This window comes from Desulfogranum marinum (assembly GCF_963675105.2).
GTDB classification, from domain to species: Bacteria; Desulfobacterota; Desulfobulbia; order Desulfobulbales; family Desulfobulbaceae; genus Desulfogranum; species Desulfogranum marinum.
Genome location: NZ_CAXXRO010000005.1, coordinates 97,844 through 124,550 on the forward strand (window position 1 = coordinate 97,844; position 26,707 = coordinate 124,550).

General features: G+C 45.2%; 25 protein-coding genes. 22 read left to right on the top strand and 3 right to left on the bottom strand.

Translation table 11 applies throughout. The features are described from left to right. Positions 1-5 precede the first annotated feature (5 nt). On the bottom strand, positions 6-4,088 hold the full coding sequence (locus ACHZCY_RS20980) for a coiled-coil domain-containing protein (protein WP_319550284.1): 4,083 nt from the start codon (positions 4,086-4,088) through the stop codon (positions 6-8). A 1,047-nt stretch (positions 4,089-5,135) separates the two neighbouring features. Between ACHZCY_RS20980 and ACHZCY_RS20985 the strand changes: the two genes are divergently transcribed. Together ACHZCY_RS20985 and ACHZCY_RS20990 are read left to right on the top strand one after the other, a co-directional pair. Continuing rightward, the gene (locus ACHZCY_RS20985) at positions 5,136-5,732 is read left to right on the top strand and encodes a Druantia anti-phage system protein DruA (RefSeq protein ID WP_394713461.1); all 597 of its coding nucleotides are present in this window, start codon (positions 5,136-5,138) and stop codon (positions 5,730-5,732) included. Further along, positions 5,710-5,844, top strand: a complete 135-nt coding sequence (locus ACHZCY_RS20990) for a hypothetical protein (RefSeq protein ID WP_319550285.1) — start codon at positions 5,710-5,712, stop codon at positions 5,842-5,844. Before ACHZCY_RS20985 ends, ACHZCY_RS20990 begins: the two co-directional genes overlap by 23 nt. A gap of 30 nt (positions 5,845-5,874) precedes the next feature. On the opposite strand, the gene ACHZCY_RS20995 is transcribed toward ACHZCY_RS20990, so the two are convergent. Then, positions 5,875-6,138 (bottom strand): hypothetical protein, encoded by a 264-nt coding sequence (locus ACHZCY_RS20995; RefSeq protein WP_319550286.1) that lies wholly within the window; start codon positions 6,136-6,138, stop codon positions 5,875-5,877. Here ACHZCY_RS20995 and ACHZCY_RS21000 point away from each other — a divergent pair. From ACHZCY_RS21000 to ACHZCY_RS21095, 20 genes are all read left to right on the top strand, one after another. Next, positions 6,118-6,927: an IS66 family transposase gene (locus ACHZCY_RS21000; RefSeq protein ID WP_319550287.1), complete on the top strand. Its 810-nt coding sequence runs from the start codon at positions 6,118-6,120 to the stop codon at positions 6,925-6,927. The genes ACHZCY_RS20995 and ACHZCY_RS21000 overlap by 21 nt on opposite strands. 165 nt (positions 6,928-7,092) lie before the next feature. Further along, positions 7,093-8,997, top strand: coding sequence for a sigma 54-interacting transcriptional regulator (locus tag ACHZCY_RS21005; RefSeq protein WP_319550288.1), 1,905 nt, complete (start codon positions 7,093-7,095; stop codon positions 8,995-8,997). A 282-nt stretch (positions 8,998-9,279) separates the two neighbouring features. Continuing rightward, entirely contained in the window at positions 9,280-11,253 is a 1,974-nt protein-coding gene (locus tag ACHZCY_RS21010; protein ID WP_319550289.1) for a sigma 54-interacting transcriptional regulator, read from the top strand. Between the two features lie 208 nt (positions 11,254-11,461). Further along, complete coding sequence (locus tag ACHZCY_RS21015; protein WP_319550290.1) at positions 11,462-12,535, top strand: transaldolase family protein; 1,074 nt, start codon at positions 11,462-11,464, stop codon at positions 12,533-12,535. Positions 12,536-12,548: 13 nt separating this feature from the next. Next, positions 12,549-13,967: a DUF1254 domain-containing protein gene (locus tag ACHZCY_RS21020; RefSeq protein ID WP_319550291.1), complete on the top strand. Its 1,419-nt coding sequence runs from the start codon at positions 12,549-12,551 to the stop codon at positions 13,965-13,967. A gap of 56 nt (positions 13,968-14,023) precedes the next feature. After that, positions 14,024-14,845: a hypothetical protein gene (locus ACHZCY_RS21025; protein WP_319550292.1), complete on the top strand. Its 822-nt coding sequence runs from the start codon at positions 14,024-14,026 to the stop codon at positions 14,843-14,845. Between the two features lie 31 nt (positions 14,846-14,876). After that, the gene (locus tag ACHZCY_RS21030) at positions 14,877-15,053 is read left to right on the top strand and encodes a hypothetical protein (RefSeq protein ID WP_319550293.1); all 177 of its coding nucleotides are present in this window, start codon (positions 14,877-14,879) and stop codon (positions 15,051-15,053) included. Between the two features lie 186 nt (positions 15,054-15,239). Continuing rightward, on the top strand, positions 15,240-16,055 hold the full coding sequence (locus ACHZCY_RS21035; RefSeq protein WP_319550294.1) for a hypothetical protein: 816 nt from the start codon (positions 15,240-15,242) through the stop codon (positions 16,053-16,055). A gap of 270 nt (positions 16,056-16,325) precedes the next feature. Next, positions 16,326-17,144 (top strand): hypothetical protein, encoded by an 819-nt coding sequence (locus ACHZCY_RS21040; RefSeq protein ID WP_319550295.1) that lies wholly within the window; start codon positions 16,326-16,328, stop codon positions 17,142-17,144. A gap of 96 nt (positions 17,145-17,240) precedes the next feature. Next, positions 17,241-17,837 (top strand): outer membrane beta-barrel protein, encoded by a 597-nt coding sequence (locus tag ACHZCY_RS21045; protein WP_319550296.1) that lies wholly within the window; start codon positions 17,241-17,243, stop codon positions 17,835-17,837. A gap of 144 nt (positions 17,838-17,981) precedes the next feature. Then, the gene (locus tag ACHZCY_RS21050; protein ID WP_319550297.1) at positions 17,982-18,740 is read left to right on the top strand and encodes a DUF2092 domain-containing protein; all 759 of its coding nucleotides are present in this window, start codon (positions 17,982-17,984) and stop codon (positions 18,738-18,740) included. Between the two features lie 21 nt (positions 18,741-18,761). Next, positions 18,762-19,223 (top strand): hypothetical protein, encoded by a 462-nt coding sequence (locus tag ACHZCY_RS21055; protein ID WP_319550298.1) that lies wholly within the window; start codon positions 18,762-18,764, stop codon positions 19,221-19,223. Between the two features lie 22 nt (positions 19,224-19,245). After that, the gene (locus ACHZCY_RS21060; RefSeq protein ID WP_319550299.1) at positions 19,246-20,034 is read left to right on the top strand and encodes a DUF2092 domain-containing protein; all 789 of its coding nucleotides are present in this window, start codon (positions 19,246-19,248) and stop codon (positions 20,032-20,034) included. After that, positions 20,031-20,270 carry a hypothetical protein gene (locus ACHZCY_RS21065; protein WP_319550300.1) on the top strand — a complete coding sequence of 80 codons (240 nt, stop codon included), beginning with the start codon at positions 20,031-20,033 and terminating at the stop codon, positions 20,268-20,270. Before ACHZCY_RS21060 ends, ACHZCY_RS21065 begins: the two co-directional genes overlap by 4 nt. Positions 20,271-20,363: 93 nt before the next feature. Continuing rightward, complete coding sequence (locus ACHZCY_RS21070; RefSeq protein WP_319550301.1) at positions 20,364-20,795, top strand: cysteine rich repeat-containing protein; 432 nt, start codon at positions 20,364-20,366, stop codon at positions 20,793-20,795. A 66-nt stretch (positions 20,796-20,861) separates the two neighbouring features. Then, a complete protein-coding gene (locus tag ACHZCY_RS21075) occupies positions 20,862-21,668 on the top strand; it encodes a porin family protein (RefSeq protein WP_319550302.1) in 807 nt (268 codons plus the stop codon). A 193-nt stretch (positions 21,669-21,861) separates the two neighbouring features. Continuing rightward, positions 21,862-22,461: a paraquat-inducible protein A gene (locus ACHZCY_RS21080; RefSeq protein ID WP_319550303.1), complete on the top strand. Its 600-nt coding sequence runs from the start codon at positions 21,862-21,864 to the stop codon at positions 22,459-22,461. A 5-nt stretch (positions 22,462-22,466) separates the two neighbouring features. Further along, a complete protein-coding gene (locus ACHZCY_RS21085) occupies positions 22,467-23,087 on the top strand; it encodes a paraquat-inducible protein A (RefSeq protein WP_319550627.1) in 621 nt (206 codons plus the stop codon). Further along, positions 23,080-24,741, top strand: coding sequence for a PqiB family protein (locus ACHZCY_RS21090; protein WP_319550304.1), 1,662 nt, complete (start codon positions 23,080-23,082; stop codon positions 24,739-24,741). The genes ACHZCY_RS21085 and ACHZCY_RS21090 overlap by 8 nt, the downstream gene beginning before the upstream one ends. Positions 24,742-24,743: 2 nt before the next feature. Continuing rightward, positions 24,744-25,346: a PqiC family protein gene (locus ACHZCY_RS21095; RefSeq protein WP_319550305.1), complete on the top strand. Its 603-nt coding sequence runs from the start codon at positions 24,744-24,746 to the stop codon at positions 25,344-25,346. Between the two features lie 303 nt (positions 25,347-25,649). Here the strand turns inward: ACHZCY_RS21095 and ACHZCY_RS21100 are convergent, their stop codons facing one another. Then, positions 25,650-26,612 carry a tRNA-dihydrouridine synthase family protein gene (locus ACHZCY_RS21100; protein WP_319550306.1) on the bottom strand — a complete coding sequence of 321 codons (963 nt, stop codon included), beginning with the start codon at positions 26,610-26,612 and terminating at the stop codon, positions 25,650-25,652. Positions 26,613-26,707: the final 95 nt, after the last annotated feature.

Below are 26,707 nucleotides of genomic sequence, written 5' to 3' on the forward strand. Positions count from 1 at the left end.
GCCTTTTATCTTCTTTTTCTCAGTGTCCATTTAATTCTTTTTCTGCCGGACTTACTTACGTTTACTCCAGTCATTGTCATGGTATTATAGTATACAGTAAGCGCAGTACAGTCCCTTTCTTGTGACGTAAAAATACAAAAATTCACCTGGCTTCCATTTACTGATCCATCGACCATTATTGATTGACCGTTACCGGAAGTTACATCGAACTGTCCACGGAGTGAGTTGTTTTCATGAGTTAATTTTACAACTCCTTTGTGTCCATCGAAATTAAGGAATCTCGTCTTGGAACCGTCCATACTTTTCCAGTATGTCGGATTAAATTCTTTCCAATACATATCCCAAGAACCGGTCAGTGGGCCTTGCTTCTGTGAGGGCTGTGACTGTGGTTGACGTGATGGTCGATTATTTGTCATTCCTGCAACAATACCAGCAGCCTGGTCATACCAGTCACAATGTCTTGCCCCTTGAATCAAACCCCTTACAGTATTGGCATCATTTTTCCTTAAGGCATCGTTAACCATCAACCGCATTTGTTCACAGCTTTTACAAACTTTAGTGCCATTACCATACGTAATTTCAAGCATGCCTTCATCACAGTAACAATTATAACGATCACCATTTATTACGGCATGACTCCCTTGCATCTGTTGATTGCACTTCTGATTCAGCTCTGCTTGAAGTTGTGCCTGTCCGATTTGCTGAGCTGCTTGCTTACTCCAACCACATTCTGATGCCAAATCAAGTAAGGAATCAGCATATTGATGATCGCCCTGTCCGCGAGCGACCTTGTAATCAGCGTAGAGTGTGTCACATGGTACACATTGGTTTGATCCACTTCCATCACTTAATTTGACGGTATTTTGAGGGCATTTTTGGGCATTTTGTAAGGCTTCCTTTCCGTAGCCAACCCAGCCGCAATCCGATGATAGATCGAGTAATTCTTCCGCATATAGAAAATCACCCTGACTAAGTGTTGCCTGAAAATCCTGCTTCAGTGTTTCGCAAGAAACACATTGATTATTGCCGTGTTCATCACTGAGTTTAATACTACCTGGTGGACACCCTTTGACCTTTTTAAGCTTTGACCAACCATTAGTTACCCAGTAACCACAACCGTCTGCAAACTCTAAGATTGTCTCTGCGTACTCCAAGTCACCCTCAGCGAGGATGGCATTAAAGTCACGCTCCAGATCACTACAGGAAACACAAGCATTGTGATTATTCTGATCGCTCAACTTTACTGTCCCTGCAGGACATCGACACGTTTCAACTCCTCTGGATCGAACCACCACACTGCCAGGCAGGCTCTGCTTACACTGCTTTTGAGCTTTGTCCTGTGATATTTTATCTTCAGCGTTGCTTGACCAACTACATTGTGCCGCTAAAGATGCCAGGGTATTTGCATATTCATAATTATTTTCATCTAGTGTATTTTCAAAATCAACCTCAAGTTGACTACATGGAACACATTGCGCATTATCATCTTCATCAAGGAGATAAACCGTATTCATGTCTGGACAAATTTCCCTCTCTGTCAGACTTGTTTTATCATTTCGTTTTTGGACCCAATCACAATGAAAAGATTCTTTTAAAATTTCCAAGGCATTTTCCGTTCGCTTAGCCCTTAATGCATTATCAAAATTTTGTTTTAGCACGCTGCAACGAACGCACTTATTATTATACTTTATTGCGTCACCAAGACATTTACAGCGAAATGAAGCGGTTGTTGAAAGAAGCAAATTCCCTTTGTTATCAACAGCAGGGACACTTCCAGGCAATCTCTCTTTACAGTATTTTTCTGCTTCTTGTTTTTTGTCTGGCTTATTAGAAGCGTCTTGCTCCTCCCCGCTTTCCTCTTTGTCTAAAAATTTCCTATCAAAAGCTGCCAATGCAGCGGCAATACAAGTATTTATCTTGCCCTGATACAAATCAATATAAGTGATATCCGTCTGCTTCTTTTGCAGTTCGCTGAGATCAGTTAACATCGCAATGCTATCAACAGCATTCTTAGTATAGTTGCATTTAGCACTCGCTCTCTTGTATCTTTTCTTTAAGTCTTGAGTATCTGACAACGTCCACTCATCATCCTCTTCCTCATCATTTTTTGATCGACTGGTCGAGGAATCGAGGATATCTGGAAAAAGCTCTTGAATTGTGTGTGTAAGTGAGTGTCGACCACGTAATTGCTCCCTCTCTTGAGTAACAAGGAGTTGAATGACCTCGTCACAGGAAGCAAGATGTTGTTGTCTTTTCCTAGCTTTTGTAAGTAACGATTGGCCTTTACTCCCCCACTTGAATATATTTGACTCAGATGAAAATAAAGAAAATAGAGAGTCAGATAAACCGCCTTCATTTAAAATGTCGTTAATTTCTATGTAGTTCTTATTAATCGAAAGGCTTAGGTTCACCGCTTTAGTACGATTACTTTCCATCCTTTTTTCTGCATCCTGATACTGTTTTTCCGCCTTTTCCCATTTAGTTATAAGGTCGAAAGCCTCCCGAGCTTCATGTAATTTTTCCTCGAGATTCTCTTTTACGTTACTCCCTTTCCCTCGATATTTTTTATCAAACCGTGATATACGAAAAGATAATGAACCTAACTGTTCTGCGATATCCTGCTCCAGCTGCCTTTTTGATCTCACTAGTTGTTCAGCGGATTTTCCAAGCTTAATGGCATTGTTGAGCGCCTGTCTTGCTTTGCTCTTTTCTCGACTTTTTGAAACAAGACTTGCCTCAGCACAGACTTCTGTTACAGCTTGTTTCAATTCTTCCCACGACTGAGCAGACTTGTTCAGTAAAGCTTTCAGTTTATCTAGATCGTTGTTAATCGATTGACTTTCAGTATTAATTTCCTGGCACTGCTCTAGGTTGTTTAGATTCTTTTCGAGATCATCTATGGCCCACTCATTTTCATTTTTAGAACGTGTTGCGTCGTTTTTTCTTTCCTGCTGTTTAGCGTAACTTTCACAAGATGGTTGGCGTTTATCATCATCAATTTCAATTTTATCAAGGAGTATACCTGCTTTTTCAAGTGCTGCTTCGTAACGTTTCTTTAGTTCTTTATCATTTTCTATTTCTTCATCTCTTTGCTTAGTAATTTTTTCTACTTCTTCACCTACAAGTTCATTTAATTTCCCCTTAACTTTGTCATAAAAGCCGTTCAAGTCATTTTTGAATTTACTGCCCGACTTTTCAAGATTTTTAGCCAATTCTGCTTGATTTTTTTGTATATCTTTCTCAAGAGAATATTTCATAAATTGATACAAATTATCATTGTAAATGCCAGAATTATAACACTTCTCAAAAAGGGCTTTGATGTCACTATCTGGCATATCTCCTAAGACAAAAGTGGTTCTCCATCCTGTGGTGTTTGCTTTTTTATCATAAATGATTGTTTCCCAAGCTGAGTATGGATTAGCACCACTTTCTCTAGCCTCATAATAAGGAGAATAAATTTCATGAAATGTCTTCTCTTTATATCTTCTTGTTTCGACATCAATAAAAATCATTTCAGCTTGTATGGCCAAGATATATAAATCTGCAGGAGTAAACCCAAGTGTCTTTCCCCCACCGATAACCCAGTTAAAAGCCCCTTTGGCAGCATCTGCTGCAAACGCATTTAAATCATCTCGCAGGTTACTTTTTATTTCTACCCAAACAACATCCTTAACATCACCCCAGTTGTTTTTTTCGTCCATCATGGCTAGGGCTACATTTTTAACACTGCTCTTTTTGCTGTAGATATATTTAAAAGTATCTTGGCCCAGCCCTTCATCAAAAGTGCCGGCCCATGCTGAGGCTATACTATCTACACCAAAGGTAAGCGATTGTGTTATGATTGGGTCATAATACCCGCCACTTAAAGCACCCAGACTGGTTGCCAGATCAGGGATATGAGTAACCATTGCATCTGCATAACCTTTTAGGCCCGAATCTGATTCAATCATTCCAGGCAAATGACCTTTTAATTTCTGCAGCACGGCCTGCTGCTGATCACCACTCAACTCATCAAAAAGGCTTGCATGTACGCTAGGAGTACAAAAGAAAAAAAATCCTATAATCAAAAATGAGGCGATCGTTTTCATGTGGCCACTTTAGGGAAAAGGAATCAAAAAATTAATACTATGTTAATTTTACGAGTTTGATTGGTTCTTGTCGATTTTAATTACCGAAACTCAATTTCGGCTTATTTTTAGCAATCAAACACTGTCTAACAACAAGCATATAATTCGCGACGAGGCCGTGTTTTTGAGCAGTTCAATATTGTGAAGCTCGCGCAGAATTGATGTGTTTATCATATGGTAAAATAGGGATGCATTTACTGCCGTTGGTAGAGACTAAAATTGGCAAGGTCAATCACTTCAAAAAGCAGGATTTTTACGCAAACTTCCTGTATCTACCAAGCAAAAGGCTCCCGCCAAATTATAAAAATAAGATTTTTCGCTGAATTGCAAGAGTTAAGCTTACCCAAGGTATACCCTGTACCCAGACACACGGTTAGCTCCAAATCTTACCATCGAAAACGATATTTTGGGGATTGAGACTATCCATGAGAAGGTACAGGGACGCACGACATAACAATTGCAGAGACTAGTAATGGCAATGTTAACCATTTAAGCAATTCCCCAGTTTTGCACTATTACTGTGAAGTTTCTCATGGTCTGCTGTTTTAGCAGCTTGACCTTACCCCACTTCCTTCTAATCAATCCTTCCTGTACCCTCTACCAGCACCATCCTCCCCTGTGTAGATGACGGGTTTCTCCCGTATAGGGGAGTGCGGCGAGTACTCGCCTTATGAGTATTGGTATTCAATGAACAATAGAACAGAGAATAAAGAGAGGACACCGAGTAACATTCATTATCAGGGCATACAGGAAGAGGCGAAAAACTGGCGAATTAATTCGCTATATCGAAAAGGTTAGAGGCTGCTATTTAGCAAATATAAATTTGATAATAAAAGAAGGTGGTGGTGCAGCCTTAAACTTTTGATTTTATATAACAATTATGCGTCCATATTGTGGTACGGGTTCGTTGTAACCGTTCACCGGGAAGGGTACATTACACTTCCTCCCAGAAAGAAACCTTTTAGCGGTGGTCGGTAAGCCAAACAGGCAAAAACAGAACAACTCGACATCGATCAGACCCCTGTTATCTCTATAGTTAAAAAGCTCAAGCCCGTTGAGTTTCGCCAGGTCAGAAAGACCAAGCATGAAAAGCTCTTTAACAGCCTGATTGGGCAATACCATTATCTCGGTTACACCCAACCGGTTGGAGAACATCTAAAATACCAGGTTTTCGCAGAAGAACGTCCCATTGCCTGCTTTATCTTTTCGTCCGCGCCCTATAGCATTCTACATCGAGATCGATTTATCGGTTGGTCCCCTGATGCCTTAGAGAAAAACCGCCACCTACTTGCCTATAATTCCCGCTTTCTCCTGTTGCCTTGGGTTAAGGTTCCACACTTGGCATCACACCTTCTGGGTAGATGCGCCAAAACCATTTCGGCGGACTGGCAAGCATATTACAATCATCCTCTTTTCTGGTTGGAGACCTTTGTTGATACGGACAGATTAAAGGGCACCTGCTATAAAGCTGCGAACTGGCATTTCCTTGGCAATATATCAGGCCGGGGTAAATATAACAAAACTCAGAAGCAGCTTACCTCTATAAAAGCCATGTACGGCCTTCCCCTGGTCGGTGATTTCCGTGAAAGGCTGTGTCGTGGATAGAGCAGATGCTAAGGCAATCCACGAGGCCGGCAAAGAGGCTGTGATTATCACCTTGAGTCAACAGTGCCAGCGAATCAAAAAACTAGAGGAACTTGTTACCTCTTTCCGCTAGGATTCGACCAACTCTTCCAAGCCGCCTTCTTCAGATGGGCCTGGAGCAAAGAAAAAGACCAAAAAAAGAAAATCCGGAAAAAAGCAAGGTGGTAAACCCGACCACAAAGGTAAGAAGTGCAACTCGCTGCCCACCGAGCAAATGGATAAAATCCATGACTGCTATCCGGATCAATGCGAGGAATGCAGCGACCACTTCGCTGATGATCAAAAAAAGCCCACAGATAAACCAGCCAGGTATCAGTGGTTTGAGTTGCCGGTCATTAAGATGATAATGGAAGAGTTTCGATGCCACACCCTTACTTGCAGATGCGGTCATCGACCCACAGCATCTCTGCCAAAGCATGCTGCCATTGCATACCTCAACGTAGAACATCGAGTGACTAAGCGAGGCATTACCGACATCGTTAAAAATTTCTTCAACCTTTATATGGCTCTCGGTTCGACCTGCAACATCGCTTGTCGAGTCTCGGAGGCCTGCCAACCTGTTGCTGAGCAGATCAGAAGTTATGTCGCCAATACGTTTAATTTTAACATCGACGAGACCAGCTGGAAGAATAAAGCCAAACGCATTTACCTTTGGAGCTTCGTTGGGACAGTATGTGTATTTTTTCATATCGACAATTCAAGAGGATCAAAAGTCTTGAAGAAGATACTCGGCCCTCTCTTTGATGGTATCATCGGCAGTGACGATTACTCCGCTTACAGTGCATACCATAAAAATGGAAAACGCCAACTATGCTGGGCTCATCTCATAAGAAAGTTCAAGGCTCTCAAACAGAACCGAGGCAGTCCGGATTCCTATATTTTTTCTAAAAATATGCATAAGGAAAGCGGCAGACTTTTCACATACCGGCATGCTTACCTGGAGACTGATGATTGTTCGCGTGAGCGACTTTACCAAGCAACAACTCTTATCCGGGCAAGAATGAAAAAATATTGCAAACAATACTGTGACAGCGAGGATAAAGCTGGCAGGACCAGAGCGCGCAGGACCCTGAAAAAATGGCCCCATTTATTTGCTTTCTCTTTCTTCCAGGCAGAAGGTGTGGTGAACGATTACGCCGATTCGAACTTTCCTTGAATATTCGGGTAGTTTGTATATGATTAGCACTAGAGATTCAATAGTTTTTGCTCATATCACTACTGGTCACATGTATAAACGGCTTTGCGATAAATGAATTATACAGAAGGTAGTAGGAAAGAGAGCTCTTATTGGGGCGAGTATTCCAGTTGTGAAGAGTTGTTGATGCAGATATCCGCACTGTTTATTAACCTGCCACTAGACTCTATTGATCACTTTATTGAGGAAGCCCTGCGTCGTATATGCGAATGCCTTGATCTTGACCTATCGGTATTATGGCAATGGTCTGGTCATCATCCAAAGCTGATGACAATAACCCATTACCACGCTCCACCGGATTTTTCCATCCCGCCTGAAAACATAGATGGCGCAAACACACACCCCTATATCTACGAAAAGCTGGTAAGCGGAGAGAGTCTTGCCTTCTCAAACTCCGATCTCCCGAGCGATGCACATATTGATGTGGCCACAAGGAAAAGATATGGGGTGGAATCTTCTATCGCTATTCCTTTGGCCACAGGTGGAGAGCCATTGTTTGGCATTCTTTCCTTTGATACCCTCAACAGATCACGGTCATGGAATGATAAAGAAGTGAAGCTGCTCAAGCTGGCAGCGGAAATCCTGGCCAGTGCAATAGCCAGAAAAAATGCTGAGCAGGCGCTTGTTGAAAGCAAGGAACGCATGAGTCTTGCCGCAGAATCAGCCGGCGCTGGGTTATGGGAAATCAATCTTCAATCAAAAGAATTCTGGACAACCGAAAAAGCACGTGAATTATATGGCTATTCTGCCGATGAACGGATCACACTATCCCGCTTCGAACAATCAGTTTGTAAGCAAGACCTGAAGCAAGTAAGGCGTGCGATAACCGAAGCACTAACCAGTAATAAACAGTTTCTGATCGAATATCGCATCACTGATCCGCAAGGTGAGCCGAAGTGGATATGTACCAGAGGGCGGCCGTATTTTCATGGAGACGGGTCACCGGACCGAGTCACAGGTTTTTCCGTTGATATCAGTGAAAAAAAACGGCTGGAGGAGGCTCTATACGCCAAACTGGAAGAGGTGGAACACCTTAAGCAACAGATTGAACAGGAGAATTTCTATCTAAGGGAAGAACTTCGCACAGAGCAGGGATTTGAACAAATCATTGGTTCCAGCAAGGAGTTCTCAGCTGTTATGACTTCGGCTAATCAGGTTGCGCCAACTGAGGCAACGGTTCTCCTTTTAGGGGAAACCGGAACTGGTAAGGGTGTTGTGGCTGATGCCATTCACAGAATGAGTGATCGTAAGAAGCAACCCTTTGTAACGGTTAACTGTGCCGCACTTCCGCATAACCTCATCGAAAGTGAACTTTTCGGCCGCAAGAAAGGAGCGTTTACCGGAGCACATGCGGACCAGGCTGGCCGTTTCCAGGTAGCCAACCATGGAACCATATTTCTCGATGAAATAGGTGAGATGCCATTGGAAATGCAGGCCAAGCTGCTGCGAGTCCTCCAGGAGGGTGAATTTGAACGGCTCGGAAGTTCAGCGACGGTTCAGGTCGACGTGCGGATCATTGCGGCAACGGGCAGGGATCTGAAAAAAGATGTTCAGGATGGTCGTTTCAGAGAAGACCTTTTCTATCGCTTAAATGTTTTTCCCATATCGATTCCCCCCCTACGAAAGAGAATAAGCGATATCCCTCTCCTGATACAGCACTTCGTTAACAAATATTCCGCTAAAATGGGAAAACAGATCGACCGGATCCCCAATCGCATCCTTACAAAGATGACGTCTTACTCATGGCCTGGCAATGTAAGGGAATTGGAGCATCTGGTTGAGCGCAGTGTTATCCTTAGCAGCGGCAACATACTTGCCTTAAATGATCAGCTCTTCGATACCACAACCGATGATTCAGGCAGCGCTCGTGTAATGGACCTGCAAACCAATGAGAAGGACCATATAATCAAAGTTCTCAGTCTCACCCAGTGGAAGATTGAAGGCCCTGGAGGTGCAGCCGCTATTCTTGATATTCATCCCAGCACGCTTCGTTTCCGATTGAAAAAATTTGGCATCCAACGGCCCTACTGAAATTGCCACCTCAACATTTTGAGGGTACGCCCTTTCTCTTTTTCTCGAGTTCGAGTAAGAAATACCAAAGCAAAAAGACCTGTTATGCGGTTAACTATTGTAAAGTGCGTTTTGCACAATGACTAAATATCGTTAACCTGAGGCGCATCTGACATTTTTCCCCAGATATGGGGTTGATATCGGGGGCTGCGTTTACCTTTGATGAAAATTGTAAATGCGACCAACAGATTGGATCAAATGAGTTTTTTTTTATAGCCTTAAGATTTAACCGGCAAGGGGCTTATGACATTGCGTACAAAAAATGATCAGGATACAGCATGTGAAGCAAACTGTGGGTTTGAAAAACTACTTATGCAGGTATCTGCTCTTTTTGTTAACCTGCCTTTGGATTCGATTGATGCGGTGATAGAGGATACTCAGAAACGGATATGCAAGTACCTCGATATTGACCTTTCAGCTCTTTGGCAGTGGTCAGACAAAGATACACATATAATGACCTTAACCCACCTGTATAGCCCAGAGGAAGGGCCAACCCGCCCTATCGATATTGATGCTTGCGTATCCTTTCCCTGGGTTTACGGCAAGATGTTGGAAAGGGAAACCTTGGCCATTAGCAATGATGATCTTCCTGAGGAGGCGAGTATAGATAAAACTACTCGGCAAGGACTTGGTGTCGTGTCCTCAGTGGTTTTGCCTCTTGCAACCGGTGATACGCCTGTTCTTGGAGTTATTTCCTTTGACTTGCTCAGTAGGCGAAGATTCTGGACCGATTACGAGGTAAAGCGCCTTAAACTGGTGGCAGAGATATTCGCCAATGTCCTTGTTAGAAAGAATGCAGAAAAAAAACTGATTGAATCTGAAGCAAGACTCTCTTTGGCTGCTGAGTCTGCCGGACATGGAATGTGGGAGCTTGATTATCAAAAAGGTAGCTTTTGGGCAACAAAGCAGGCTCGGAAACTGTTCGATTATAGTCCTGATGAAAACGTTACAATGGATTTGTTTGAACAATCCATAGTCGATGAAGACCTGGAAAAGGTCAGAGCAGCATTAACCGCTTCATTGGCTGAAAACCATAAACTGCAGGTCGAATACCGTATTCTTGATAAAAAGGGCCGAGCCAAATGGATAGTCTCAAAAGGCCGTCCCTTTTACCATGCGGATGGTACCCCCTCCCGAATGCTTGGTATTTCAGTTGATATAAGTGACAGGAAACAATTGGAGGAGGCCCTGCATCAAAAACTTGCAGAAGTTGAGCAACTCAAGCAGCAGATCGAGCAGGAAAATTTGTATTTGCGTGAAGACCTGCAGACGGAAAAAGGGTTTGAACAAATTGTAGGAAGCAGCAAGCAATTTAAATCCGTGCTTGCTTCGTGTAAGCAGGTTGCACCGACAGCAGCCACTGTTTTGTTGCTTGGAGAAACCGGCACAGGAAAAGGCGTGATGGCTAATGCGATCCATAAAATGAGCGACCGAAAACAGCAACCGTTTGTAACGGTGAACTGTGCAGCACTTCCACATAACCTTATTGAGAGTGAACTATTTGGGCGCGATAAAGGAGCATTCACTGGAGCACATGCTGCCCAGGCCGGTAGGTTCCAGGTGGCCAACCATGGGACGCTTTTTTTGGATGAAATCGGTGAGATGCCATTGGAAATGCAGGCAAAACTCCTGCGAGTGCTCCAGGATGGTGAATTTGAGCGCCTAGGCAGCCCTGTAACCGTCAAAGTAGACGTACGGGTTATTGCAGCAACCGGAAGAGATCTTAAGAAAGACGTACAGGATGGCCGTTTTCGGGAAGATCTTTTTTATCGTCTCAATGTATTCCCTATCACCATTCCCTCTTTAAGAGAAAGAATTGAAGATGTTTTGCCCCTGACGCAATTTTTTATTGAGAAGTATTCTCGCAAGATGGGGAAACAAATAGATAAATTGCCCACCAAAGCCCTCAATTTACTGAGGGCCTATGCATGGCCGGGAAATGTCAGGGAACTGCAACACTTGATAGAGCGATGTGCCATTATTACGACCGGTAATTCACTTTGTATCAACAAGCAACTGATCAATATTGACTGCGACAGTGCTCTAGATAAAAAACTTAAAGATATCAAAACGATAGAAAGGGAGCACATTGTAAAGGTGCTTCACGCCACGGACTGGAAAATAGAAGGTGCAAATGGTGCTGCCGCTGTCCTTGATCTCCATCCTAGTACACTTCGATTCAGACTGAAAAAGCTCAGTATTAAGCGTCCTGTTTGATCCTTCCCTCAGCAATTTGAGGTTTCCTCCTCTCCTCTGCAGTACCTCTTTAATTTCGTTAAGTTGTATAATGCTAATATTACAGATAGTTGCGTTGTTTGTTGCGCAAGTTTTTTGCTGGCCCACTCCTTGCTAATGAATGGATAGTTAGTTTTATGCCCTCCTTGACGGTAGGGAAAACTTATTCAGCAGCTTTGGAGGGAGTACGTTGAACGGGTTTCAACGAGTGTGCCACTCGGAACAAAGTTTATGGCTCAATAATGTGACCCGTCGATCGCTTCAGGACGGGGGGCTACGCAGACACCTGAAGGTTTGGTCTATAACCGGAGTAGCCATCAATCCATCGACGGTTTTAGAAAGCCTGAATTCAAATCATCTATACGCAAGCGATATCGAAAGAAATCTCGGTGACGGAGTGTATGGAGAGGCACTGGCCCGTGAACTTATAGTTGAAGATGTCCGCTTTGCTGCAGACCAGCTTCGGCATGTGTATGAACGTACCAGTGGAGTGGATGGCTGGGTAACATTGCCGATTTGGCCGTTATCGGTAGATAATATCGAGATGCTGCCGAAAGTGGTCGCTGAAATGTATAGTCAGTTAAAAAGACCTAATGTTTTAATTACCATCCCAGGATGTGACCACATGTTGGCGGCCATTGAGGAAATCACCTCTGCCGGCATTCCACTTAATACCGGACCCGTTTTCACGCCACACCACCTCATAAAAGTTACAGAGGCCTACCTCAAAGGAATTGAAAAACGGATTGCTCAGGGATTGGTCCCTTCCGTCTGCTTTGTCTCAGGTTGCATTACCAAAACGGTTACCGCCTGCAGAGAGGAGTTGGTTGAAGAACAGGCAATCCATGCAACCATTTTGCTTTCAAAAGAGATGTACAAAGTTCTACGCAGGATCCATGCCTCGCAGCGATGGGAACGGGCATACATAAAAGGTGTACGTCCTCTGCGGTTAGTATGGAGCGCGCAGGATGGTGTGCTTGAAAACGGAGTAGAGGAGATGATTTTCAGTCAACTCATTGCCCCTTTTGCGATTATGTCTCTTTCTGAAGAGGGGATGCAGCGATATCTCAACATTAATGAACCACTGCAGCTCGTTACAGACGATGATCAAACATTGAAGAGTCGGGTGGAAGCGATCTTAAATAAAAAATCAGAAAATCTGCAGGAAGGTGAGGTCGGCCGAAGAGTAAGAAAATGGATCGATTTCCTGGACACTGTTGCACGAAAAAGTGCTGAAGTCATGCAGATGAAAAAAGAATTTTAACAGGAGGCAAGAGATGAAGGTGAAAGCCATCAGGCGTACTCTAGACCGTTGCGTCATGCTGTTTTTTGCAATTATTCTGAGTGTGACCACTGCACATTCAATGGGGGTTAAAGAAGCCGTTAGCACAGCGATGGATGCATACATATATGGGTACCCTTTAATTACCTTTGACATGGTACGAAAGCAGGAAACCAATGTAGCCGTAGCCGATGGTGAGCATGCACCTGTCGGGCAGCTGATCAAAATGCGTAAATATATCGACGTAGATAATCACTGCTGTGCCGCTCCAAATCAAGACACTTTGTATACTATTGCCTGGCTGGATGTGGAAAAAGAGCCCTACGTTCTCACCCTACCGGATATGGGTAATCGCTACTATATCATGCCGCTGCTGGACGGATACTCAGAAGTTTTTAAAGTCGTCAGCTCAATCCATTCAAAAAATGAACAAAAAAAATACGTTATAACGGGTCCGGGATGGGAAGGAACGATCCCGGATGGATTTACCCAGGTAAAATCACCTACGGCCATGATCTGGCTATGCGGCCGAGTGTATTGTACCGGCACTGATGAGGATTATGCAGCGGTAGCCAAGCTGCAAGATGATATCCTTTTGCTCCCCTTAAGTGCCTACGGCAGCACTTATACGCCTTCCAAGGGAGATGTTGATCCTTCTTTTGACATGGAAACCTCTGTCCGAAAGCAGGTCCATGCCATGGATATCAACACCTATTTTGACACTCTTGCCTACCTTATGAAAACCAACCCCCCCAAGGCTGAAGATGCGGAAATGGTCAAGCGCATGGCAAAAATAGGGCTGGTACCTGGGCAGGACTTTGACAAGGAAAAGCTCGGTTTTATAGACAGTTCTCTCCTGAATACCGTTCCCAAACTGGCCCAGCTTGAGATGGCACTTCACCTTAAAAAACAAAAACAGATCAATGGCTGGCTGTATTTTACCAAAGGTGTCGGTAATTACGGAACCGATTATCTGATGCGTGGCGCAGCCAACCTCTTGGGTCCTGGTTTTAACCGACCAGAAGATGCTATCTATCCGCTGTCGTCCAAAGATATGGATGGCGATAAATATGATGGCTCAAAACATGACTATGTAATCCACTTTGACAAGGGCGGCTTACCTCCGGTGGATGGCTTCTGGTCCCTGACTATGTACGACAAAGAGCTCTTTCTCGTTCCCAACAAGATCAACCGCTACAACATTAGCCAGGACGACCCGTTTATTACCAACCCGGACGGTTCCGTGGATATTTATATTCAAACCAAATCTCCGGGTAAGGGCAAGGATGTCAACTGGCTGCCAGCACCCAAGGGAAAATTTACCCTAATACTGCGTGTCTATGGGCCATCGAAATCATCTCCATCCATACTCGACGGCTCATGGGAACCGCCGCCTGTTAAACGGGTTGATTAACCAGAATAGAAAAGTAGCAGGAGAGTGCCACTCAATTTAAATAGAGGAGAAAAACCATGCAAACCGCCATTATTAAAAAAATACAAAAAGCTATAGCACTTTCGGCCTGCTTAAGCACTTCAATGTTTGCCGGTTCTGTGACCGCAGAAGAATTGACCGTCGAAAAAAATATGAAGGAATCGCAAAAGAGTCACATCATACCAGGAAAAAAATTGACTGCAAAAGGCCCCAATTATCAATTTTGTGAAGTGGCCACCATCGTCGGCACAACCAAGGAAAATGCGGTCGCAAACTTCTACAATCCCACCGGGATAGATCACTGTACGGCTGAAGATTTCGGAAAGATCGTGGCCATGAAAGACCAGATTATTAAAGAAACCGGGGCAATGGATGTTTTCCTCAATCCGAGCCGCCACTGGACCTGGGATGAATTTGAAGTCTATGAGGTCGGTGAAGAAAAGCAGTTTGGACCGGTGAAAATGGTCTGGATGGGAGTTATTCCCTACATCGCGATGACCGAAGCGGTTGGTCATAGTTCCTATAACCCGGGACAGATTCACCGTAACAATAGCTTTGTGTATAATAAAGGCACTATGGTTTATATAATTGATATTCCAAAAAAAGACGGTGGTGGGGTCATGGTTATGCAATCATGGACCCCATATGTAAACAAGGGGGAGACAGCAGAAAATCTGAAAGATCTTGGCAGTCAGTTCAAAAAGCTGCCAGCAGGATGGAAGTTCCGAACCAAAGTGCTGGACCGCAAGTTGATAGTCTCTCCTCCGGCTCCCGATTACCTCGCCTGGGTAACCATGGACGAATTTCAAAATACCTACCAAGTCTGTGGGCGCGACAATGCATGTAATTATACACCATAAAGTACAAGAACCGGGCAGCACTGAGGAAAAAATGGACAATAAAAAGCCCTCTGAAAAGAGCCGGCTGGGGCGTTATGTCCTCCAACCTTGCCCCAACTATGGAGCAGACTACATGACCAGAACAGGACTTGCGTTGGTTGGCTTCGGGGCGATATGGAAACAGCATAGAGCGCTACAATATATACTCCAGGATGCCGCTTACCTTTAATCTGGATGGCTCTTGGATATTCATATCCCATAATTATCACCACCTGGTCCGGAGAGGGAGGCTAACTGGCTCCAGGCTCCCTATCCTTCAAGGCGTATTAAAACTTTTAAAAAGGGAGAGACTGAAAAGAACATTTTTACATGAGGCAGACATTGAACTCATCAATCTATAAAAAAGGAGAAGAAAATGAAAAGAAGAGACAATAAACAGAATCTATTGTCAAAAGCAGTGGCGAGTGCCTTTCTCGTTGCATCCCTGGCAGGATCTGTAATGTCTGCCAATGCAACAGAAGATACAATCGTTCCTTTACCCAAGGATGACGTTGATATCAAGCTCCTGAGATATGAAGGCACCCTCGCCAACCGATACACAGAAATTTTTCTGATCGGCGGCAATGCAACCACCAAGGAACTTAAAGGTGGTGTTTATCAAACCATTGGCCTCAACGACCCAAAAGAAACAGGAGATACTGCCCCTGCAGAGATCCTGGATAAGATGGATATGAAAGCCCTTGCCCAGGAATATAATCTTCTTGGTGCCTACAAAAATGGGCCAAGGCAGTGGACCCTGGACTGGGTAGAAGTCAAGGTGGGTAAACAGCGTAACTTTCAAGGGCTCGATGCACGGTGGGTGATGTGGCTCGATGTACCGGAACACCTAGGTGGCAGTCAGGACAAAATGTCCTACCGGCCAATTACAGGTAAACGGGATACCCATTTCGGCATCAATAAGGGAACGCGGGTTTACCTACTTGATGATCCTGAAGGTAATACGTACTGCATGAAGTCAATGAGCCAGATACTTGACCCTGATCAGAGTTACGAAAGCCTTAAGGATCTGGGGAGTAAGTTAAAATTGGCCGAAGGTTGGAAATTCAGGACCAAAATTCTTGAGCAGGACCTTATTCTCACTCCGAACAACGGGAAGTGTTTGATCTGCCAGGATGACTTCGGCAACACCTATGATCGCACCGGTGGTCCATATAGTAATTACAAGCCTTAAATATTGAAAATGGCTTGAGAGCTTGAAAGGGGGGTGACAGGAGGGGTTCTTATTAGTGGCGGCTCAGGCTTATCCTGAAAAATGGTAATGGAGTGGTCATGAAGCTGAAGCCCGCTCAAACGGGGTCTGTCTTACCCTTGCCGGAGAGGGACTCAACATTGCGCTGCAAATATATTGAAGGAAACAGCTCTTCCATCTCCCGTCAAGTATCGGCCAGCAACTGTCGATGGTGCAGGTATCCAGACAATTGCGGTAAAAAAGGGACATGAAATGATACAAACTCGAAAACGAATCGCTGGCACTGGGGTCGCAATGATGGCAGCATGCCTGCTGCCTTTTTCCCTAGCACAGGCAGATGAGCAAAAAGCGGAAATCGCCAAACAGTTGGCCAACCCTATTGCCAACCTGATAAGCGTCCCCCTGCAACTCAATTACGATGAAAACTTTGGTCCTCATGATGAGGGAGACCAGTGGCTGCTCAACATCCAGCCAGTCATTCCGTTTTCCATAAGTGATGACTGGAATATCATCACCCGTACGATTTTACCGTTTGTGGATAAAAGCGATATTCCTGTCCAAGGAAGTAGTGCATCAGGCCTTGGTGATATCGTTGCCAGTCAGTTTTTTTCTCCTTCTGCAACGGTTAACGGCTGGACCTGGGGCGTTGGACCAGTCTGGCTGTTGCCTACAGCCTCGGATGAAATACTTGGCGGAGAAAAATGGGGTCTCGGCCCGACCGGTGTCGCTCTGCGGCAGCACGGTCCATGGACGTATGGAATCCTGGCCAACCATATTTGGTCTTTTGCCGGAGATGACGACAGGGAGGATATCAGCTCAACGTACATGCAGCCATTTATGTCCTATGTCACCAAAACCCATACAACCCTGGCCTTGAGCACCGAGTCAACCTATGACTGGGAAAATGAAGAGTGGTCGGTGCCAGTGATATTCACGTTGGCACAAATGCTTAGAATCGGGCAGTTGCCGGTACAAATATCACTGGCGGCACGCTATTGGGCGGACAGCCCCGAAAATGGACCGGAGGATTGGGGGGTACGCTTCCAGTTTACCTTTGTTTTCCCAAAGTAGAAATATGCTAAGCAACTGCGATAAATCTGGTTGCCAGATAATTGTTCGGAAATATTCATGGCCTATTTAAGAGGCCACTAAAAAAGGAGAATAAGAATGAAAAAGGTATTTAGTGTCGCAGCGGTTTCAGTAATGCTTTTAACCGGAAGTACGTGTCTGGCAGCAAATGACGGTTCCGTCTACGTCAAAGGTGCGGTGAAATATGTTATGCCAAGCGATCCAAAGGTTGAAGGTTTGGTAGATGTCGAGAGTGACAACGGCTATGGCTTTGGCGGCGCTGTTGGGATGCAATTCCTAGAGCAGTTCAGGTTGGAAGCTGAAATCGCTACTCAGAAGACTGACGTTGACGCACTGCAGTTTGCGGGTCAGACAACAGGAGTTGGTTCAGGTGATGTAAGGATAACTACCTATATGGTTAATGGTTATTTCGACATCCCTATTAACAATGGGTTCGGTCTTTACCTCACCGGCGGTCTCGGCCTCGGTACAACGACACTCAGCCTCTATGACATAGACGGCGATGACAGTGGCTTTGCCTGGAAGGTGGGAGCAGGGATGTTCTATGCCTTTGACAGTAACCTGTTCTTGGATCTTGGCTGGGAATATGTATCCCTTGATGATGCGGATTTCGATGTCAATGTAGAAGACATCTATACTAATAATATTTCTGCTGCCCTCAGATATCATTTTTAGCGACATTTGAGCTGTCTGGAGAATAACTCCGGTGTGGGTTCACCGCACCGGAGCATGAAGAAATCAGATGCTTACCGACCATTACAGCTAACCGACATTACAAGGAAAAGATGTCTACAGAAAAATCAAACTGGAGGTTTCGGCATGAGATATATGAAGTATTTGGTTGCCGCAGCAGTATCTTTGTTGGTGGTAGCCGCAGTAGGAGGAAATTGCTGGTCCCAGGCACCCGACACCCAACTCAGAATTAATCCCACTGCAACGGGAATTTTGAAGCGGATGGCGGACTTCATCGGTAATGCAAAGCAATTTCGCGTAACAACCGAAAACACTCTGGAGTACAAGCTTGATTCCGGACACCGGGTAGATATTGACGTTTCCGCAGATGTTATTGTCAGCCGCCCAAATAAATTACGGGCAGAGCGACGTGGTAAACTGGTTGACCAGGTATTCTATTACGATGGAAAAAATCTTACCTTGTATCATCCGGAGACCGAATTCTACGCAACAGAGCCTGTACCGGACAACTATCTCGAATTATTCAGACACATGGCTGAAAATTTTAGATTTGCCGTCCCGGTATCTGATCTGATCCTTAAAGATGCCTATTCCCTGCTCATGGAAGAAGTTGATCTGGCAGTATTTCTAGGAAGAAGCACCATCAACGGCGTTCTTTGCGACCAGCTTCTCTTCAGCCGACCTGGTGTGGATTTTCAAGTATGGGTTGCAGTCGGGGACAAGCCCTTTCCCTATAAATATGTTGTCACCGATACATCGTCTACCGATCTATTGAGCATTAGAACGACTATGCGGGACTGGAATTTCAACCCAGAGGTTAAAGCAACCGACTTTACCTTTACCCCGCCTGAAGGTGCTGAAAAAATTGAATTCCTCTTGTTTTAATTCTACACCCAGGAGCAGCAAATGAAAGCATTTATTCGAGGCGTTATCCCAACGCTACTTCTTATAACGACGTGCATGGTCGATATCCCCATCTTTCCATTGGACCTTGTTCCCGAAGCTCAAGCTATTTTTGGTGTACGTCGAAGGACAGCTGTGGTCGCCTATTCGGCAGGCAAGTCTTCAGGAGCTGCAGCGGCATCTGCGTCGCAGCAACAGGCAGCGGCAGCTCAACAGCAGGCAGCGATGGCCGAGCAGGAAGCAGCAGCGGCAAAACAGCAAGCGGCCATTGCGCAGCAACAAGCCACAGGAGTACAAGCAACTTCCGGTGCTCCACTTGGTACGGTCATAGAAGTTCTACCATCAGGGTGCGTCCCCGTAACCGTGGGCAAAACGCAGTATCAAAAATGCGACTCCACCTTTTACCGAGCAGCTTTCATGGGCAACAAGCTGGTCTATGTTGCCGTAGAGAACCCTCTCCAATAATTCTTTGCACAGGATCTGGTCCATGGATACAAGAAAAGCGCTGCCTGTGCTTTTGCTCTTTGCCTTTATGTTGGGTATGATCTCTTTTCCTGCTTATGCCCATGCAAACGAAGACACTGCCAAGCAAATCGTCAGAGAAATGTCTCAATACGTCGGCTCTCAAAAGACAATTGCCTTGTCTTTTGAGAGCAGCATCGAAATAATCACCCCACAACTAGAAAAAATCCAATTCACCAATTCCGGTGATGCGTTGTTGCAACGACCGAACAAACTGCGTGCCCATCGATGGGGTGGGTATGCTGATGTGTACATGTATTTTGATGGGATTACCGTCAGTGTGTATGGCGAACACATCAACAAGTATGCCAGGTTTGATGCTCCCGGTAGTGTAGATGACTTGATCCATCTACTGCGGGAAGGGCATGGCATTTCACTTCCTGGCTCTGACCTTTTACTGGGTGACTCTTTTCCTCTCCTTATGGCCGATGTCATTGAAGCCAAATACATAGGCAGGGGAGTCATAAACGGTGTGGAATGTGAACACCTGGCGTTTCGCAACTTTGAAACGGACTGGCAGCTGTGGGTAGAGGCAGGGGAAAAACCTATTCCCCGGAAAATGGTCGTCACCAGTAAGACAATGAACAGTGCCCCGCAGTACTCCATCACCATCAAAGACTGGAAAACCAACGTTGACCCAACAACCGAAGACTTCGTGTTCATCCCGCCAATTGATGCAAAAAAGATCAAGGAAACGGAACTGATAGAGTTTGATGAACTCCCCCCGGAAGTGCAAGGAGATGAAAATCAATGAAATCGGTTATTAAAAAAATACTACTAGGGGTTGCGCTACTTGCCATAGTTATCGCATGGAACGGAAAATTTGAAATCCCACCGCAAGGATCACTCTGCTCCATTGCGGAAGCTGTCGTGGGCAGGCCCGCCACGCCCATCAGTTATGCTGGCGTTGCCCGGCGTACCCCTATTGGCCCAGGGGGCAATACTCGCTATAACCGTGGCGGCCCTGTTAACAGGGTAGGAAGACGGTAATATTCCTTGTGCCGCGCCTGGTCAACCACTATGCCGTGGATGACCTATACTACTTATTCAACCTGGAACTCTCTCAATTAAAAGGAGTAAACGATGAAAAAAAATACACTCTTTGCACTTGCGACAATACTTTTCCTGGTACCGTCAGTATTTGCATCCGAAAGCCCGGCGGAACAAGAAATTAAAGCCGCGCTAGATCGTTTTGGAGAAGGATGCCAGGCAGAATTGAATAGTTACTGCAAAGATGTCACACCTGGGGAAAATCGTATCCTCGCTTGCCTGTATGCTTTTAGCGATAAACTTTCTCCGCGTTGTGAAATGGCCCTCTACGACTCTATTGGCCAACTCAACCGGACCGTCACTAACCTTGCGTACACTACCCACGAATGCGATGCAGATTTGACCAATAATTGTTCAAATATTCAACCGGGTGAAGGTCGATTGCTCGAATGTCTAAAGAAAAATAAAACCAATGTAAGCAAACGTTGCCTTGACGCACTCAAGGACGTAGGTTGGGTGAAGTAAGTAGAGACCACATAAAAAAAGTACCCTGTAGTGACACAACTGATTCAACTTGAAATGGAGAGCAAGATGAGACCGTTTGGCTGGTTACCTGGTAAAACCGCGTGCGCGATACTGGCGAGTTTGCTGCCTTTTGCCTGTTGCGTGAACAATGCAAGCGCTGCTGACACAGATACCTGGGTACACGAGGTAGGAATCTACGGGTGGTTTGCCGGGATTGACGGAACTGTACATTACCCAGGTGGTCCCGGCTCTGGGGCAGATTTTTCCTATGAGGCATCAGACATCCTCGAAAACCTAGAAATGATACTTATGGCCGGTGTTGAGTCAAAGTATAACAGATGGTCCATCATCGCTGATATTGTCTATATGGATGTCGGCGATGACACCAACCAGACATTTTATACAGGCTCAGGCGAACCAGTAACCGGCTCCGTCAACCTGGACCTTAGTTCCTGGATATTGACCGGTGCAGCCGGCTATGCAGTCGTAAACGGGGAGCAAGGTTCACTCTCCCTGATTGGCGGGGTTCGCTACCTTACCGTGGACGTCGACACTTCGCTCGGCTTCAACGGTCCGTTGCCGGTATCTCACCCTCCGAACAGCGTGTCAGAATCAGAGGGTGTGCTAGATGGGATAGTTGGAATTAGAGGTCGTATTCAATTAAATGAAAACTGGTATATTCCTTATCATGCCGATATTGGTGCAGGTGGATCTGACCTTACCTGGCAGCTGTTTGCGGGGGTCGGTTACCGGTTCAGTTGGGGTGATATACGTTTTGGCTACAGACACTTGGATTATGACCTGGATGACAGCAATGTGATGCAGGAAATGATATTGAGTGGTCCTGTACTAGGCGTAGGGTTCAGGTTTTGAGACCCTTTGCAAGATAGATCTCCAGGTCGTTAAGATAACAATTATCAACGAACTGATAGTTAAACCTCTGGCAGGCAAGCCCAGCCTAAAAATAATAAATGGTATTCGGTGAAGTGAGAACTGACAACAATAAAAAATATGTTTACAAGCGCATTTTGTAAATGCATAGCTACAACGCTAGAGGTAAGAAATAATGGAAAAACAACTCATAGCTTGCCATGCATGCGATTTACTTCATCGCATTGGAGATGTCCCTCTTGGAGGATCAGCCTGCTGTTCACGTTGTGGCACTCCTCTTTATCGGCCAAAGCGGGACAGTATCAACCGCTCGCTTGCCTTTGCCGTGGCTGGGGTGATTTTTTATGTGATCGCCAATACCCATCCGTTTCTAGGGTTTAGAATAGGCTCGCAACTCAGGGAAACAACACTTGCCACCGGGATTTTTCAACTGTACCAACAAGACATGTTCATCATCGCCAGTTTGGTTCTGTTTACCGTTGTTATCGTGCCGGCGTTTCACTTACTTGCCATGGTATATATCCTGGCACCATTAAGCGTAAACCAGACACCGCCTTTCCTTGCTCCTGTCTTTCGTCTGTATTTCATGCTCAAGCCCTGGGGAATGCTGGAGATTTTTCTGTTAGGTATATTGGTGTCTGCAATCAAGCTGATTAAAATGGCGACGATTATTCCAGGAGTAGCACTGTATGCTTTTTTTGCTCTTATTTTCGTTTTTTCTGCGATGACAGTGACCTTAGATGCTCACGTGATATGGAAAAAGATCAAGTATTAGTGAACATGCAATCAACGACGGCAAAACAGGCGGGGTTGGCATCCTGTCACCGCTGCCACTTGCTGAGTAAACTTTCCAGCAATAAGAGCATATGTCCTCGTTGCAGGGCCGTTATACATAGCCGTAAGCCAGATAGTATTGCCCGGACGTGGGCTCTTATTATTACAGCTTTTATCTTCTATATTCCTGCGAACATTTTACCAGTTACGTATACATCTTCTATTGGAATGGTACAGCCTGATACCATCATGAGTGGAGTGATTTATTTCATTCATTCCGGGAGCTGGCCTATTGCTCTCATTATTTTTATAGCCAGTGTTTTTGTCCCCTTACTTAAGTTGATTATTCTTATTGTATTGTTGCTCTCTGTACAGTTGCGTTGGAAATGGCGCCCTGTAGACCGTACCCGTTTATACCATCTGACAGAAGCGGTAGGTCGATGGTCAATGCTTGATATCTTTGTAATCACCATTTTAGTTGCCCTGGTGCATATGGGAGCACTTGCTAATATTGCAGCTGGTTTGGGGGCGCTTTTTTTTGCCATGGTTGTAGTCATTACCATGCTTGCAGCTGAATCTTTTGACTCCCGGCTTATTTGGGATAACATTGAGAATACAGATGATTGAGAAAACTGATGATGTTTCACCTGGCCCTCCAACTACCGACCCAATTATCAAGCCGCGTCGTTCTATTTCAATCGTTTGGTTAGTCCCTGTCGTTGCATTGCTGGTTGGTGGCTGGCTCGCTTATAAAGCGATAACAGAGAAAGGGCCTGTGATAACCATTAAATTTGCCACTGCAGATGGTCTTGAAGCAGGCAAAACCAAGGTGAAGTATAAATCTGTTGATGTTGGCGTTGTTGAATCCATAGATATAGGTGAAAACTTTTCCCAGGTTATATTGCGGGTACAACTGAACAAAGGGGCGGAGCCATACCTGACCGATCAAACAAAATTCTGGGTGGTACGGGCACGCATATCAGCCACCGAGGTGAGCGGATTAAGCACGCTTCTCGGAGGAGCCTATATCGGTGTTGAACCGTCTGACAAGGGAAAACCCCTACGGGATTTTGTAGGACTTGAAGCAATTCCCCTTGTAACCAGTGCCAGTAAGGGCAAGAGGTTTAAACTGGTTGGGCCACGACTTGGTTCCCTTAACCCCGGCTCTCCAATATATTTTCGCCAGGTAAAAGTTGGCCAGGTCGTGGATTACAGGTTGGAGGAAAAGGGTGACAATGTAGGGGTAAATATATTTATAGAGAATCCATATGATCAATTCGTTCTTGAAAACACACGTTTTTGGTTAGCGAGTGGTCTTGATATGCAGTTAACTGCCAACGGAATACGTGTGGATACGGATTCCGTTGTGTCGCTTATGATTGGCGGCTTGGCATTTGAGAACTTTTCTCATACCCACCAGGAAACATCCGCTTCTGAAAATATGGAGTTTAAGCTGTATGAAACACGTGAAGAGGCCCAAGATGATCAATATACATTGAGAGAACAATACTACTTGGAATTTTTTGAGTCCATTCGCGGCCTATCCATTGGAGCGCCTGTCGAATTTCGTGGTATTCAGATAGGTACAGTCACGGATATTGAGTTGAAAATTACTGAAAATAAAATGAATTTTTCAACAATGGTAGGTGTCACTATTGAACGCGAACGTCTTGGCATTACTGAGCGTGATAACCTCACCCCAGATATTCAGATCAAAAAGATGATCAAAGACGGCCTACGAGTCCAGCTCAACACAGGCAATCTGTTGACAGGGCAATTGTTTGTAGATGTGAATTATTATCCTGATGCCCCCCTGGTTGAAGAGACAGTGTACAAAGACCTCCTGGTCATCCCTAGTATTCCTTCTTCAACCCAGGCTGTTATAGCAGGGGTGACTAATTTGATCAAAAGGATTGATACGTTACCCATAGAGGAGATCGGACAAAGTCTGCAAGGTTCCCTGTCAGGCATTGAAAAACTGGTCAATAGTCCTGACGTGCAGCAATCTATGCAATCCTTGCAAGAAATTTTAGCTGACTTGGAATTAACAACAAAAAATCTTAACGCAGACACCATGCCGGAAGTCACAGCTACTCTGGAAGAATTGCACGACCTTATCAAAGAGGTGAAAGGCTCGGTAAGTACGGACTCCCCCTTACAGGAAAATTTACTGCGGTCGCTTCAGGAAATCGGCAAAGCTGCTCGATCAATTAACAATCTTGCCGATATGTTGGACCGGCACCCGGAAGCTTTGATTCAAGGAAAAAAACTTGAGGATTAATAATGATTACATCTGCTAAATATTCCCTGTTATTCCTGTTGCTCCTATCCGTAGCAGTATGTGGTTGCAGTTTAAAGACTCCCAAGGCGGTGTATTATACTCTCAACCCCATCGAGAACATCTCCACCCAAACAATGTCGTCATCACCTCCCTCGCTTGCCATTGGAATTGGTCCCGTTAAATTTCCAAGTGAGCTTGATCGTCCTTCAATTGTTACACGCACTGGTCAAAGCCGTCTGGTTATAGACGAATTTCATAGATGGGGCGGATCACTGGAGAAAAATTTTCTCCGCGTGATGGCAGATAATCTGAGCCGTTTGTTGAATACCGATCAGGTAATGATTCGTCCTTGGGAGCATTATTTCCAGCCCGAGATTCGCATTATCATTGACATACGTCAGTTTGATGGCCGACTAGATCAATATGCCGTACTTGAAACGACTTGGGTGATTCACAGAGAAGGCGAAGAAAAAGGGACTGTCGTTCATCGAAGCTCTCTTCGTGAACCGGTTGCAGTGGGAGGATATGATGCACTGGTAGCAGCCCAGAGTCGCTTGATTGGTAAGCTGTCCGAGCATATAGCGAAAGTTATTGTGGAAATCTGAGTGTGGTTTGGTGAGACTTTGCGGGTAATGTTGGGAATGGTTACCTGGCGTACTTACGGTCCATCAATGAGAATATGTCTTACTGGCCCCAATCAAAAGAGGTACATTAGGCATCAATAAGCCAAGGAGATGAAGCAGATTAATAATCAAGTTTACCTTTACTTTTCTCAAAATTTTTGGCTACGGGATTTCCCTTGCTTCCCCACTTCTCATTTTTCTGCAGTTACCAATTTCACTAAGGAAAGTGCTGGTCTGGAAGTTCTTGGAGCCACCGGAGTCATACAGGAGTACACTCCTCAGACCTCACTCCTTGCTTATTACCGCCTCAACCGCCTCCAAATACTTCGTTTCCGTCGATGCTTTGATGATTTTCTTAAGTTGCTTCTTTTTTTCCGGGAAAGAGTCGATAAAGTACGGCCATACCTGTTTCATGCGACCGAGGAGGTGGCCCGGGCCACTCAGGTTCTCTTTCATGGCAGCGTAGAGTTCGTCGTGGAATAAGGTCAGTCTTTTTTGTTTTTGCTCTTCGGGAATTTTGATTCCCTTTATTTTTTCCGGGAGCAGCGGGTCGGCGACCAAGCCTCTGCCGATCATCCAGCGATCGATCCCAGGCAGTTTTTCCTGCAGTTCGGTAAATGATTCGAGAGAGACGATATCGCCGTTGTAGACGAGTGTGTGCCCGGTATGATCCATGCGTGAGCTGAAATGTTCCGGGGACGCTTTTCCTTTGTATAGCTGGGTTCCCAGGCGGGGATGGATGATAATCTCTGCAAGCGGGTATTTGTTCAACCGGGGCAGCAGTTCCATGGATTCTTCGTAGTCTCGGTAACCAAGCCTCATTTTGATCGATAGACGAGGTTTCAGCCGGGGCATTACCTTCTCCAGCAAAGACTCGATTTCATCAGGATACGGCAGCAGGCCCGAGCCTCTTTTCTTTTTTGCCACCATCGGTGCCGGGCAGCCGAGATTCCAGTTTACTTCGTCGTATCCCAGGTCGTGAATTCGGGCCGCTACAGCCAGAAAATCGTCTGCGCTGCTGTTCAGAAGCTGAGGAATCAGTTTCAGCCCGGAAACGTTTGCTTCGGGTATGATATCTTTGAGCAATTTTTTTGACTGGATCGCTTGGTGATGGGGGATGATGAACGGCGCAAGTGCGGCGTCCACGCCAGAAAAATGGCGTGTGTATACTCGTCTGAACAACGCGTCGGTGATTCCCCTGAGCGGGGCCATGTAAATAAAAGGACTGTTCGGTGCAGGAGTTGACATAAGGGCTGGCTGTAGCTTATTGGTTGGTGGAAAAGTTTCAGCAAAAAACAGGCATTGAAATATACATGAGCCAGTTGATTTACTGCCTTTTCGTC